This is a genomic window from Flavobacterium columnare, assembly GCF_014844295.1.
Taxonomy (GTDB): domain Bacteria; phylum Bacteroidota; class Bacteroidia; order Flavobacteriales; family Flavobacteriaceae; genus Flavobacterium; species Flavobacterium columnare.
In genome coordinates this window covers 1,825,550-1,840,537 of sequence record NZ_CP054494.1, presented here as the reverse complement: position 1 = coordinate 1,840,537, position 14,988 = coordinate 1,825,550, and the positions used below count along the sequence as shown (strand labels likewise).

Below are 14,988 nucleotides of genomic sequence, written 5' to 3'. Positions count from 1 at the left end.
TTAGAATATCTTTATTGTTTTATTTTCGTTAATTTTTAATATAAGAATTCCTTCTTTACCAGCTACGTCTATAACTAATTCATTTGCATTCATATTGGATTTAGAAAATATTAATTTACCATTAATAGTATATAATTCCACATTTCGCATATCTTTTGATTCGATCTTTAATTTTCCTTCTGATCTAACAATATTAGTATTCTCTTCTGAAGAGAAACCATTATTTAATCTTGCTGTTATAGGACCTGGACTTGAATAAGCGTATTCAAATGTTTTACCACTTTCATTTGTTTTTATGATTTGAATATTATTATCAAACAAAGATCTTGAATTTTTAGTAATAGACAATTTTATATTTTGGAAAGTTGCGTTTTCACCGTATGGATTTGAAACATAAAATTTACCAGCATTATTATTGATTATTATCATACATGGATTATCTACTTTAACAACTAATCCACCTGACAAATTTAAGGTATATGGTTTAAAAAAAGCAATATAATATTGAGAAGTAGCAGAATCATATACGGCATGACAAGATTCATTTTGAGATTCAATTTTTAAATTGTTTTTTGCTTTTGCTGCTTCACTTACAATATTAGAATCAGTTACATTCGGCATTAATAAATACGCATAGTTTATTTTACTAGGATTAACACCATGATTTATATACATTTTAAAAAGATCATTTTCAGTAGAAACGGTATATCTATTACTATCAAAAGGTACGTAACCAATACCAGAAGATAAGACAAATGTATTGGCATTATTTGTCATGTTAGCATTAGCATTTAGCTGAAAACGAGTACCATTTTGAAAATATGACAATTTAGAAGCGTCTAAATTTGTTTGGTTAAGCGTTGTATACACATCCGAAGTTCCATTCGTTTGAGATATTTCTGAACCTAATGCAAGTACTAGATTTCCTATAAAAAACCATGATTTATTAGCGGTTATGCCTTGTTTATCATAGATCATAGCTGATGCTCCATTTTTCCCATCAGATACTCCTCCTGCAAAATCATTGTTGTTTTTACCCTCTTTTCCCCAATTAGGTACAGGTAATGTTATTGTGTTTTGTTCAACAGTTGTTCCTGGAAATTGTCTTGGATTAAATTTAGAAAAATATGTTCCATTGTATTCATTTCCTGTATGAATTGTGTAATTCACTCCTGCCCCTGCATAATAGTTATAATTCCCTGAATTATTACCTGCTTCAGCACCTACTGTTCTAGTTGAAGTCATTCGAACTGTAGATAAGAAATTTGATCTTTTATGTGCCATATAATCTCCTCTCCAAAACATTTTATTTCCTTCTAAATCCTTTTTTTGTCCTGACATTCTATCATGGGCATCTTGTAATGCGGATTTATTAGCTGTATTTAAGGCAACCATTTTAGTTACAATATTTTTTAGATCATCCATGTACTCGAAAGTATTATTATATCTTCCTGTTGGGTTAGGATCGTAATTTCCTGCATGAAAAAGGTATTGAACATGATCAATTACCATTTTTTCTAAATTAACTAACGTTTGAACATTGTATTGTGTTCCTTTTGTAAATACGAAGTAATCAAGTACTGACTTTAAATATTCTTTTCCATATCCAAAAGTGTATATCTGTCTACCGTTACCACTGTGGCTATAAAATCCATAATCTTTTTCAATACCTTCTCCTCCTTCTTGAATAGATGTTAATCTCTTCATCAAATCACTAAATTGTTTTAGTAAATTTGCATCTTTTTCTGCTACTGCTGCAACAAATGCCCCTATGGTTTTATCTGCACCATTAGCTCCTTCCATGTGGTCTTGTTGTAAATAAGCCCATTCTTGATAATCAATAATTTTTCTATAAAGAGTTGGATTTTTGGTTTTGATTTCTTCAATTACAAAAACAAGTCCTTTATTCATCTCTTTAGGATATGCAATATGTCTATACCACCAGTTTGAAGGTGTATGATTTGTGGTAATCCAAAATTCTATAGATTTAACATAATCGTTATAAACGGATTGATCTTGATAATATGTATTACTTGAATTTGAATACGCTTGGGCTAAACGAGATATTCTACTAAGATGACTTCTTAAATCTTTGTCTTTTTTTGTATAATCAATATCACTAAAAGAACCATCCGTCTTTAAAAGTATCCTAAAAGCATCAATATTCTTTTTAGTTGGATTTTGAGTGTATTCGCTTTTAATATTGTCTAGCATTTTATCAAAATCATTGTTCTGTGCATTAATTCCTAATGCAAACAGAAAAAATAGAAAAATTGTTTGTCTCATAATTTTTGTGAATTACAAAAACAGCCCTATATAAGTGCTTGTTTTTAATTTATTATTATTTGATTTATTTGTGTACTACAATATGTACAATAAGGAATACATATTGTAGTACTTTTATTTTTTTAAAGTTTTTTAACGGAAATCATTCATTTAAAATAAGAGATCATTTTAAATTTTTATGAATGATTTTTGATTCCATTAATCATTGTTTAGTATACAGTTTAAGTAAAAGCAAAGGTGTATTTTAACTGAATATTTGCTCTAAGATTTTTATTGTAATTAAATAGGTGGGTTTTACACCTGTGGTTCCTAATCCTCCTGAAGCCAGTGTGCTTCCTGTTTCTAACGGATTATCTGATGCGTAGTACGCATAACGTACTTTTACATCAGGATTGATGCTTTTACGTATTTTGGAAGCTGATTGAATAGCTTTTTGATAATACGCTCCTTCCATTTCTAAACCTATGGCTGCCCAAGTAGATTCATGGAAAAATTTAAGCAAATCTCTATTTTGTAAAGAAGTTCCTAAAACGGTTATCATAGGACCTTCGTAAACTGGGATATCGTTTCCTTCAAATAGTTCTTTTGTTAGTTCATTTTCAAAAGGATAATTATCTGCTGTACCTTCATTAACGTGCGAGTTAGGAATCATAATATCACCTTTACCTCCTTCAAGAATCCCCGCTTTACCCATAATAGAAACAGATTCTACGTTCAGAAATATTTTTCCTTTTTCTGTTTTATAAGGTTTTAATAATTCATCAATTGTTTCAAAGGCTTGTTCTCCAAAAGCATAATCCATTACAATTAGAACAGGAGCTTGAGCCGTGCTATTTGTTAGAGGGAAAGCTGTTTTTTTCCAATCAAACTTAGCTGTATCAAAAATCTGAACATCAATATTAGTTCCTGAGGTATCGGGTATTGAAATCATACCATTTTGCAAAGCAAAGTCTTCTACTTTTTTACGCAGTTCTTTATTACCAGATGCCGATAAGTCTTCATAAATTTGGTATTCTCCTTTTCCTTTGTATTTAGAAGCTAAAACATAAGGTGCAAATACCGAATTCATTACGCTGTGCATATTAGCACTAATAATATGAATAGGTCTTTCTAATAATGTATTATCTGCTAAGGTTTTTTTGATATTAGTTGCCCATATATCTCCATAAATATGGTGTCCTAAACGTTCTCTTAAAATTGGACTGAAAGTAATTGTACGTTTGTTATTATCAACTACTTCTTCTATTGCTAATTTTCCTAACCAATAAATTACATGTAAGAAACGATCTGGTTGTGATGCGTTTCCAAAAGAATCATAAATGCTATTTACTTCAGCAAAAGTTCTTCCTAACACATTAGCTGCGTGCGAAATAGCTTTTTCACGTTCTATTAATGTTAATTTTTTTGTTTGTAATGCCGCTTGTTCTAATTTTTGCCAATCCCTTGAAACTCTTCCTTCATCATCAATTAATACACGATCTTTAATTTTGTGTGATTCGATAAAAATAAAAGTCAAGTGTGTTAAAATATCATAGATATCCGAACGTCCTCTTGTAATTTCTACATTCATTTGTTCATCGTCTATTCGATAGCAATTTCTACGACGTTTAGGAGGAACAATTGGTTGAAAATGCGAATTAGAATACCCTTCATCGGAAGTTAGGTTGATATAACGACATTCTTCAATTCCTACTGGCAAACGTTCAATTACATACAACAAGCCGTTTAATTCTACTTTTTCTTCTGCAATGGAACCATAAATTTCTGGACGAAGTTCTAATAAAGCTTCGCGTAAAGTATCCCCTGAAACGCCCATTGGTTTGTAAAAACCTCTGTTAAACAAATGTCTCATGGTAATGTACAGTCGTTCGATAGCCGCCGACGACTCTTGCGCTCTAGAGCGCGAAATGTTCTTGATTTCTATCATCATTTATATTTTTCTAACCTGCGAATGTACGATTTTATTTGGGCAATTTATAATAAAAATAAATAAGAATCAAAGTACTTCCCAATATTGTATTTATTTTAACACTTTGAGAAAATAAAAAAACCCTTGAATAACATAATAATTACTTCAAGGGCTTATGATATTATTCAAATGGTTTAAACTACCAAATTTTTATTCTATTTTCAGGTTTAACAAAGAGTTTGTCTCCTTCTTTAATATTAAAAGCTTGGTAAAAAGCGTCTACGTTTGTAAGTGGTATATAAGCGCGATACATTCCTGGAGAGTGAGGATCTGTTTTTACTTGATTTTTAATTGCTTCATCTCTCATTTTAGAACGCCATATAGTTGCCCATGAAATAAAGAAACGTTGTTCTGGCGTAAAACCATCAATTGTAGCAGGTCTACCTTTTTTACTTAAGAATAATTGCAATCCATCATAAGCAGCATTAACCCCTCCTAGATCGCCAATGTTTTCACCTAGAGTAAATTTTCCATCAACAAAAATACCTGGTAGTGGTTGTAAAGCGCTGTATTGCGATGCTAAGGCATTTCCTAAGCCTGTAAATTGTTTTAAATCTTCATCTGTCCACCAGTTTTTTAAATTTCCATCAGCGTCATAACGAGAACCTGAATCGTCAAAACCATGTGAAATTTCATGTCCTATTACGGCTCCAATTCCACCGTAATTTACTGCTTCATCTGCTTTATAGTCATAAAATGGCGGTTGTAAGATAGCCGCTGGAAATACAATTTCATTATAGGTAGGGTTAAAATACGCATTAACTGTTTGCGGAGACATACCCCATTCTGTTTTATCAACAGGTTTATTTAATTTTTCTATATCCTCTTGATAGGCCCATTTTGCAACATTTTTCATGTTTTCAAAATAATTTCCACCAGCTTCCTTGGCTACAATTTCTAGTTTAGAATAATCTTTCCACTTATCAGGGTATCCAATTTTAATGGTTGACTTACGTAATTTATCAATCGCTCCTTTACGTGTTTCTGGAGTCATCCAAGGAAGTTTATTTATACGATTTTCAAAAGCTAGAAATACATTTTCAATCATTGCTTTTGCTTTTGCTTTTGCTTCTGCTGGGAATTTTTTTTCAACATATAATTTTCCCAATGCCTCACCTACAGTGGCATTTACAACTTGTAAAGCTCTTTCTTCACGGGGTCTTTGTTTTAAAGCACCTTGTAAGGTTTTGCTGTAAAAATCCCAGTTTGCTTTTTCTATTTCAGTAGTTAATTCGTTTGATGATTCATCTAATAAAATCCAACGTAAATAGGCCTTCCAATCTTCTATTTTATTAGCTTTAAAAATAGTTTCTAAAGCTTCCATGTATTTAGGTTGTGAAACAATAACTTGTTCTATTTTACCAAGTCCTATTCCTTGTAAATAAGCATCCCAATTTACTGATGGTGTTAATTTTTGTAAATCAGCAACGCTCATTGGGTTGTATGTATTCCTTCTATCACGACGTTGTACTCTATCTAGTCTAGGTCTAGCCATTTCTATTTCTAGAGCTAAAATTTTCTCTGCGTTTTGTTTTGCTAATTCTGGTTTTTCACCTAAAAATTGCAACATACGTGTTACGTGTAAAACATATTTTTCGCGTTTTTCTTTAGAATCTTTATCATCTGAAATATAATAATCACGATCTGGCAAACCTAAACTACCTAAACTAATGTAAACTACGTTTTTATTAGAATCCTTAGCATCAGGACCAATACCTGCACTATAAAATCCTATACCTCCTTCTGGTGTTAGTTCGGTAATTAATTTATTGAGATCTTGTACATTTCTAATAGCATTAATTTTTGCTAAGTAAGGCTGTAAAGGTTTGATTCCTCTTTTGTTTCTTGTAATGGTATCCATATAGGTTTTATAGACATTTACTGCCTTTCCTTGATCTGATTTTGCCTCTAGATTTTTAGATACCGCTTCCTTAAGGATTGCTAAAACGTCTTTATCTGTGTTAAAACGTAACTCATCAAAACTTCCCCAACGTGTTTTATCTGCGGGAATTTCTGTTTTATCATACCAAGCTCCGTTTACATAACGAAAGAAATCATCTCCTGGTTTTACATTCTTATCCATGTAATTCAGGTTAATCCCCGGTTTTTCTTGCGCGATAGCACTTACCGAAGTCAACGATAATAGTGTCATAACGCTCCATACAGTTCTTCTCATATTTCTGGTTTCTTCTATATTATTTAATAATGATTAGTATACTTTGTAGAAAAAAGTTACAAAGTATACTCAAAAATATCACTTGATTGTGTTCTAAAAAACTAATTTAAGAACAAATTAGTATTTGCTCCTTAATTAGGATTTATACCTTTGTATAAAGTTAAGTTATGATTGATAGAATAAAAAAGTACCGTATTTTTTTAATTACATTAGGTGTAATTTCTGTATTATGTATTTCCCTTTTTTATATGGTTTTAAAACCTAAGAAAACATTGCCTATTTATACCCCCTCAATGGTTAATCCTGAACTAGTAGATACAACAGTACAACACATTGCTAATAAGCATTTAATTCCCCCTTTTTCTTTTACCAATCAAGATGGAAAAACGGTAACTCAAAAAGATTATGAAGGCAAAATTTATGTAGCAGATTTCTTCTTTACGAGTTGTCAAACTATCTGTCCTTTAATGACTAATAATATGTCTTGGTTACAAGATAAAATTAAAAACAACCCAAAAGTTATGTTACTTTCTCATTCTGTAACACCTGATATAGATAGTGTTCCTGTTTTAAAAAAATACGCATTGGAAAAAGGTGCAATTAGCGGCAAATGGAATTTGGTAACAGGTAATAAAAAAGATATTTATTATATCGCTAGAAAATCCTATTTAGCAGTTAAAACAGGTAAACCAGAAGAGCTTTATGATATGGTACACACAGAAAACTTTGTTTTAATAGATCAAAAAAAACGAGTACGAGGTTTTTATGATGGCACCAAAAGAGAAGAAGTAGAAAAATTATTAATAGATATAGAATTTTTATGTACTGAAGAAAAAAAATAGTAATTTAAACAGCCCCCAAATTATAAACTATGACCAAAACATTACATGGAGTAATAAGCTTACTCCTACTTTTTAGCTTTTTAACAAAAGCACAAAGTAATCAACGTGTAGAAAATGATTTATTTTGTGAAAACCCTGCTACTGTTAAAATATTAGATTTATCTAATAAACAAATGACCAAAATCCCACCCGAAATTGGCAATTTCGTGAATGTAGAAAAATTATATTTAAAAAACAATACCATTGTTTCTCTACCAATTGAAATAGCCAATTTAACTAAATTAAAAGAGCTTTATCTAACCAATAACCTTATTCAACGTTTTCCTATTGAAATATGCAAATTAACTTGTTTGGAAAAGCTAGAATTGAATAAAAATAAAATGGAATATATTTCACCATCCGTTGCTAAGCTAAGCAAGCTAAAAAAATTAGATATTAGTTGTAATAAAATTTCTGATTTACCTGCAGAAATGGCAGGTATGATTAATCTTACAGAATTAAATTTTTCTAATAATACTGTTAAAACTTTTTTCCCAGGCATTGAAAATTTGAGAAATTTAAAAATCCTAAACGCAGAAAAAAATAAAATAGAAGTATGTCCCGTGGAAATAGGTCTGCTTATGAACCTCACAACACTCAATCTAAATCAAAACAAAATAACTGTATTACCTGAAGAAATAGGCAACCTATCTAAATTAAGTTATTTGAATTTAGAAAAAAATATGATAAAAAAAATACCCACTTCAATGGGTAAATGTCTTATGATATCCTATTTAGATTTAGATGAAAATCAATTACGTACGCTGCCTGAAGAATTAAATCAATTATCCTTATTAAAGGAACTTTATTTAGGCACTAATCCGTGGTTTTCTTTTCCTGAATCATTAAAACCTTTACTAGAAAAAATGCTTTATGGACAATCCGATGAAGTAAAAAAAATAGTAACTCAAAAAAAACCTACAGCCGACTAAATATCGTCTATTTTTATAGAAATTAGTATATTTACCCTTCAAAAACATATATAATGGACTTTTTATACCAAGATCCGTATCCTATTTTAAAGGATGATACGCAATATAAAAAACTGACTTCTGATTACGTAAAAGTAGAACAATTAGGAGATCGTGAAATCCTTAGTATAGATCCTAAAGGTCTAGAATTATTAGCTGAAGAAGCAATGAAAGATGTTTCCTTTATGTTACGTTCTTCTCATTTAGAAAAACTTCGTAGAATAATTGACGATCCTGAAGCAACAGACAATGATCGTTTTGTTGCTTACAATTTATTACAAAACGCTGTTGTTGCAGTGGAGGGTGAATTACCTTCTTGCCAAGATACAGGAACTGCTATTATAATGGCTAAAAAAGGGGAAAATATCTTTACAGGTGCTGATGATGCTAAATGGTTATCAAAAGGTATTTTTAACACTTACCAAAATAAAAATTTACGTTATTCACAAATTGTGCCCATATCAATGTTTGAGGAAAAAAACTCAGGTTCTAACCTGCCCGCTCAAATCGATATTTATGCCAAAAAAGGAAACTCGTATGAGTTTTTATTTTTAGCTAAAGGTGGTGGTTCCGCAAACAAAACCTTCCTATACCAAAAAACAAAATCGCTCTTAAATGAAAAATCAATGGATGAGTTCATTCGAGAAAAAATAATGGATTTAGGAACAGCTGCTTGTCCTCCCTATCATCTAGCCATTGTAATTGGAGGAACTTCGGCAGAAGCTAATTTAGCAGCTGTTAAAAAGGCATCAGCAGGTTATTATGACAACTTACCTACTTCGGGTAATATGTCAGGTCAAGCTTTTCGCGACTTAGAATGGGAAGCAAAGATTCTTAAAATTTGTCAGGAAAGCGCTATTGGTGCACAATTTGGGGGGAAATATCTAGCACATGATGTGCGCGTAATTCGTTTGCCTCGTCACGCAGCTTCTTGTCCTGTTGGTATGGGCGTTTCTTGTTCGGCTGATCGAAACATTAAAGGAAAAATAACAAAAGAAGGGATTTTCTTAGAACAATTAGAAACCAATCCAAAACGCTTCTTGCCCGAAACAGCTCCTCATTTAGAAGACCCTATAACAATAGATTTAAATCGCCCAATGAAAGAAGTTTTGGCCGAATTATCTAAATACCCTATAAAAACTCGTCTAAAATTAAATGGTACTCTAATTGTAGCGCGCGATATTGCACATGCTAAGATCAAAGAATTATTAGATGCAGGCAAACCAATGCCTGAATATTTCAAAAACCATCCGATATATTATGCAGGCCCTGCTAAAACTCCACAAGGAATGCCTTCTGGTAGTTTTGGTCCTACTACTGCAGGTCGTATGGATGTATATGTAGATGAATTTCAAGCAGCAGGCGGTAGTATGATTATGTTAGCTAAAGGTAATCGTAGCAAAGATGTAATGAATGCTTGTCATAAATATGGAGGCTTTTATTTAGGTTCAATAGGTGGTCCTGCTGCTATTTTAGCCAAAGAAAATATCCTTTCTGTAGAAATAGTTGATTTTGAAGAATTAGGAATGGAAGCTGTTAGAAAAATTGAAATAAAAGATTTCCCAGCTTTTATTATTACAGATGATAAAGGAAATGATTTTTTTACAAATTTGTAAGAAATAAGCTTTATTAGCGTTTTTATCATTTATATTTAGCGGACTAATTTTTGCCTAAATTTGTCCGCTAAACCTTTAATAAATGAAAAAAGCAACCTACTTGTTTTTACTATTATCTGCTCTAGGTTTTTCTCAAAATTATGAGGAACATAAAACAGAACAAATAGCTGCATCTGAAATGAAAGCAGCAACAAAAAAAATGAATCTAAAGATAAATCCTAATACTCAAAATTATGATTTAATCTATGGAAAATTGGAGTTTAATATTAATCCTAGTATTTATAATATTACCGGTAAAGTTACTTTAACATTTAAAGCGTTAGAGAACCTTAATACTGTTACTTTAGAACTTTCTAAACCTTTGGTTGTATCCTCTGTAAAAAAAGGAAATACTGATTTGCCATTTATTCATAACATAAATGGTGAACTCATAATTACACTTCCCTCAATTATTACTATTGGAAATGACGAAACAATTGAAATAAATTATTCGGGCCTTCCTTCTTCTCAAAACAATGCTTTTACAGCGTCTACACACAATGGCGTCCCTATTATATATACGCTTTCGGAACCTTACGGATCAGCTGATTGGTGGCCATGCAAACAGGATTTAAATGATAAATTAGAACGTATTGATGTATACATAACAGCACCATTACAATATACTAGTGTTTCAAACGGCATTCAAATATCTAGAACCATTAACGGTCCAAATGCTACCACTCATTTCCATCATAATTACCCTATTGCTGCTTATTTAGTTGCCCTTGCGGTAACCAATTATTCTATTAAAAATACAGGAACAGCAGGAGGTAATAACATTCCTCCTACCCCTACTTTTCCAATAATAGATTACATATATCCTGAATTTGATAATATAAATACAACTCATTCATTAGCAAACACAATACCTATTATAAATTTCCTGGAAACAAAGTTAGGAGCCTATCCCTTTCATACTGAAAAATATGGTCACGCACAATTTAGTTGGGCAGGAGGAATGGAACATACGACTGTTTCATTCATGGGGAATTTTGACAGAAATTTAATCGCTCACGAAATGGCACATCAATGGTTTGGTGACAAAGTAACCTGTGGCTCTTGGAAAGATATATGGTTAAATGAAGGACTAACCGAATATATGTCAGGTTGTGTAGTAGAAAATTTAGATGGTACCGCAAATTTCGATGCCTGGAAATCTTCAAAAATTAATAGCATCACTTCCAATACAAAAGGTAATTTATATTTATACGACTACCAATTAAGTGATGTAAACAGAATATTTAGCTACCAAATTACCTATAACAAAGGTTCTATGGTTTCTCATATGCTGCGTTATATAATGGGAGACACGAATTTCTTTCAAGCATTACGTAATTATTTAAATGATCCTATATTAGCTTATAAATATGCACTCACCCCTCAATTCCAAGCTCATTTAGAAGCAATTCACGGTAGTAGTTTACAAGAATTTTTTGATGATTGGGTATATAAGGAAGGGTATCCTATTTACACCATAGAAGCTTATAATTCAGGAACAAATCAAGCTACAATAAAAATTAATCAAATACAATCTATCACTAATATTTCTCAAATTGGGTATGTTTCTTATTTTGAAATGCCTGTACCCATAAGATTAATACTAAATAATGGTACGCATTTAGATTTAAAATTAAACAATATTTTCAATGGTCAGTTCTATACCGTAGATTTGCCAATAGGAACTTCTGTAACCAACATAATTTTTGATCCAAATAATGATATTATTTCCAAAGGGAGCACTGCTACTTTATCAAATGAAAATTTTGAATTATCCACAAGCATAAATTTATTTCCAAATCCAAGTTATGATCAAGTACAAATTGAAATACCCAATACAATTCAATTGCAAAAAATTAGATTTTTAAATCATTTAGGACAAGAAGTACTTAAAACACAAGAAAAAGAAATTAATATTCATCATCTAAACAACGGAGTTTACCAAGTGTTAATAGAAACAACAGAAGGTAGAGCTCATAAAAAATTCTTAAAAAAATAATACTCAATTAGATATTTTTAAAAAAGTAAGACGAAAGTCTTACTTTTGCTTTTATAGAAACACTAAAAAGTAAAAATGGATACACTTATTCAAATCGCACAAATTCTATTTATTCTTTCCGTTCTCGTTATTTTACATGAGTTTGGACATTATCTACCTGCTAAATTATTTAAAATACGAGTTGAAAAATTCTATCTATTTATGGATCCTTGGTTCTCCTTATTAAAAAAGAAAATAGGTGATACTGAATGGGGAATTGGATGGTTGCCAATTGGAGGCTATGTAAAACTTGCTGGAATGATGGACGAAAGTATGGATAAAGAACAAATGGCTCAACCCGCTCAACCTTGGGAATTTCGTTCAAAACCCGCTTGGCAACGCTTAATTGTTATGCTTGGAGGAGTAACTGTTAATGTCGTATTAGCTTGGTTCATTTATATCATGCTCTTTACCAATTATGGTCAAAAATATATTGCAACAAATAAAATACAACAAAGTGGATTGGCATTTAGCGAAGTTGGTAAACAAATTGGTTTCAAAAATGGTGATAAAATCATAGCTATTGATGGAGAACCAGTAAATGAAAACCTTAGAAAAGCAGGTATTGATGTATTATTTGCAAATAAAGTAACAGTAGAAAGAGCTAATACCAAATTAGATTTACCTATAAATGATACACATAGAAGAGAAATCATTTCTTCAGAAGGTAAAAACTTTATTTCTCCTAGATTAGAATCCGTTGTCGTAGATTCTATCATTCCTGGATTACCAGCAGAAAAAGCCAAATTGCAAAAAGCAGACCAAATTGTATCTATTAATAACCATACAATTAAATATTTTGATGAGTTAAAAGATGCTTTACAAAGTTATAAAAATCAAAAAATACAGTTAGGTATACTACGTAGTGGCAATATCCTTACTTTAGAAGCTCAAGTTAGTCTGGAAGGAAATTTAGGTTTTACTAATAAAATGCCATCAGAAGAAGAAATGAAAGCAAAATACTTAGTAACAAATCAGGTTAATTTTTTACAGGCTATTCCAGAAGCAATCAAAGAATCATATAGCCAGATTAAATATAAAATAAAAGAATTCAAGTTATTATTATCTCCTAAAACAGGTGCTTACAAAAAAGTAAAAAGTCCAATTGGCATTACTAAAATGCTGCCAACTGTATGGGATTGGGAATTTATATGGAATTTTACCGCTATGTTTTCAATTGGGTTAGCTTTTATGAACTTGCTTCCTATACCAGGTCTAGATGGGGGACATGCCCTTTTTACCTTAGCAGAAATGATTACTGGAAAAAAACTAAATGATAAAGCCGCAGAAGTTGTTCAAACCATCGGAATGGTTATATTATTGAGTTTGATGGCATTAACATTTGGAAAGGATATCTTTGAAATAATTGCTCAAAAATTTTTCTAATTTTTTTTCAAAAAGTGCTTGTATAATCAAAAATCTGTCTTATATTTGCACTCGCTAAACGGTAACAATCTTCCTCCTTAGCTCAGTTGGTTAGAGCATCTGACTGTTAATCAGAGGGTCCTTGGTTCGAGCCCAAGAGGGGGAGCAAGTTTTAGCGAAAAATACATAACCCATGAGGTGATTCCTCCTTAGCTCAGTTGGTTAGAGCATCTGACTGTTAATCAGAGGGTCCTTGGTTCGAGCCCAAGAGGGGGAGCAAAAGTCGGTACAAAAGTATCGACTTTTTCATTTATACCTATCACAAATTAAAACAAAATCGGATCAAGAACAAAAGTTGGATCAAGTCTAAAACCTGTGGATTTGATAAATTAGGCATATAAATTTGTAAGTCTAAAAAGAAAGAATTCTATGTTTCTTACGCCTCTAAATTTACTTCTAAAAGCCTTTATTTTTGCATTAAAAGATTCGGCTGAAGCATTGGTACTTCTGTTGTCAAAGTAATTTAGTATTGTTTTATAATGATTTGTTATTGTTCTTGATATTGTATTAAATGTTTTGAATCCAGATTGATTTACTTTTTCATGCCATTTAGCCAATTTGGTATAACCATAAATTTTATCTTTTGTTTCTTTAAAGATATCTGATAATTCCATTGATAGTTGGTAAGCTGTTTTTAAATCCGGATAGTTTTTAAATAAAACTTTAGCTCTTTCTTTTTGATTTTCTGTCCATTTATTTTCCCTTTTATACAACAAGTATCTACTTCTGGCTAGAAGTTGTTTTTTAGTTTCACCATTTTCAAGAATTATGGGGTTGAATTTTTTCTTATTTCGTTTGGCTTTTTCAATGGCTTCGTTTTCATCATCTATTGCTTGCCATCGATGTTTAATTCTAATTTCCTGTAAGGCTTCAATGGCTAATTTTTGCACGTGGAATCTATCAGTTACCAGAGTAGCGTTAGGGAAAGATTTTTTCACAATTAGTTCCATATTGGGAGCCATATCCAAAGTCATCTCTTTAACTTTATTTCTTATTTTTAAGGGTATTTTATTTAATACTTCAATAACATTATCTGCTTTAGTCCCTTTGATGATAGCTACAATGCTTCCAGCTTTGCCTTTAGCTTTCTTGTTAGTGATTATGGTGTAAAGTTCATCATAAGAAAGAGCTGTTTCATCAATAGATAAATTCTGCCCTATGTTTTGAGGATATAATAACCATTCTTTAGCATGAGCTTTTTGATTCCAGTTAGAATAATCGCTTAAAAAATCTTTATACTGATTTTGAAGTATTTTGCCTTTAACACCATAAAATTTGGCAATACTTTTAGTATCATGAGCATTAGTATCTATTGACTTCTTTTAAAAAAGAGGCGAACTCTTGTGTTAAGCGAGTGCCTTTTGCTACTATATTCCAATCTCTAAAAACAACTTTATCGGTAGACAAATTAAGCCATCTTCTTCTTTTTATATGTAAATAAACTACGTGACCTCTTATTGGAAAATCTTGAACGGTAATAGATTCAAAAAAACCTTTTGATTGTAATTTATCTTTTGAATATTCTATAGGAATTTCATTTAATTCTTCTAAATATAAATGTAAAACTTCTTCTTCTTTATCAATTGA

Annotated in this window: 10 protein-coding genes and 2 tRNA genes; 7 read left to right on the top strand and 5 right to left on the bottom strand. The window is 31.3% G+C overall.

Annotation, left to right across the window (positions count from 1 at the left end):
* The 3 genes from HUE53_RS07930 to HUE53_RS07920 form a co-directional block, all read right to left on the bottom strand.
* A complete protein-coding gene (locus tag HUE53_RS07930; protein ID WP_065213871.1) occupies positions 1 to 2,286 on the bottom strand; it encodes a polysaccharide lyase family 8 super-sandwich domain-containing protein in 2,286 nt (761 codons plus the stop codon).
* Between the two features lie 244 nt (positions 2,287 to 2,530).
* Entirely contained in the window at positions 2,531 to 4,213 is a 1,683-nt protein-coding gene (locus HUE53_RS07925) for a DUF6909 family protein (protein ID WP_041253232.1), read from the bottom strand.
* Between the two features lie 181 nt (positions 4,214 to 4,394).
* Positions 4,395 to 6,407 (bottom strand): M13 family metallopeptidase, encoded by a 2,013-nt coding sequence (locus tag HUE53_RS07920; protein WP_014165743.1) that lies wholly within the window; start codon positions 6,405 to 6,407, stop codon positions 4,395 to 4,397.
* 191 nt (positions 6,408 to 6,598) lie between these two features.
* Here HUE53_RS07920 and HUE53_RS07915 point away from each other — a divergent pair, with 191 nt between their 5' ends.
* The 7 genes from HUE53_RS07915 (at position 6,599) to HUE53_RS07885 (ending at position 13,618) form a co-directional block, all read left to right on the top strand.
* The gene (locus HUE53_RS07915) at positions 6,599 to 7,273 is read left to right on the top strand and encodes an SCO family protein (protein ID WP_014165744.1); all 675 of its coding nucleotides are present in this window, start codon (positions 6,599 to 6,601) and stop codon (positions 7,271 to 7,273) included.
* A gap of 29 nt (positions 7,274 to 7,302) precedes the next feature.
* Positions 7,303 to 8,244 carry a leucine-rich repeat domain-containing protein gene (locus HUE53_RS07910; protein ID WP_014165745.1) on the top strand — a complete coding sequence of 314 codons (942 nt, stop codon included), beginning with the start codon at positions 7,303 to 7,305 and terminating at the stop codon, positions 8,242 to 8,244.
* Between the two features lie 53 nt (positions 8,245 to 8,297).
* Positions 8,298 to 9,899, top strand: a complete 1,602-nt coding sequence (locus HUE53_RS07905; protein WP_014165746.1) for a fumarate hydratase — start codon at positions 8,298 to 8,300, stop codon at positions 9,897 to 9,899.
* An 82-nt stretch (positions 9,900 to 9,981) separates the two neighbouring features.
* Entirely contained in the window at positions 9,982 to 11,937 is a 1,956-nt protein-coding gene (locus HUE53_RS07900) for a M1 family aminopeptidase (protein WP_014165747.1), read from the top strand.
* 75 nt (positions 11,938 to 12,012) lie between these two features.
* Positions 12,013 to 13,362, top strand: a complete 1,350-nt coding sequence (gene rseP / locus HUE53_RS07895; RefSeq protein WP_077225527.1) for an RIP metalloprotease RseP — start codon at positions 12,013 to 12,015, stop codon at positions 13,360 to 13,362.
* 71 nt (positions 13,363 to 13,433) lie between these two features.
* A tRNA-Asn gene (locus HUE53_RS07890) sits at positions 13,434 to 13,507 on the top strand.
* Between the two features lie 37 nt (positions 13,508 to 13,544).
* A tRNA-Asn gene (locus HUE53_RS07885) sits at positions 13,545 to 13,618 on the top strand.
* Between the two features lie 112 nt (positions 13,619 to 13,730).
* Here the strand turns inward: HUE53_RS07885 and HUE53_RS07880 are convergent.
* Entirely contained in the window at positions 13,731 to 14,654 is a 924-nt protein-coding gene (locus HUE53_RS07880; protein ID WP_421498117.1) for an ISAon1 family transposase, read from the bottom strand.
* A gap of 49 nt (positions 14,655 to 14,703) precedes the next feature.
* Positions 14,704 to 14,985, bottom strand: coding sequence for an ISAon1 family transposase N-terminal region protein (locus HUE53_RS14570; RefSeq protein WP_421498119.1), 282 nt, complete (start codon positions 14,983 to 14,985; stop codon positions 14,704 to 14,706).
* Between the last annotated feature and the right edge of the window lie 3 nt (positions 14,986 to 14,988).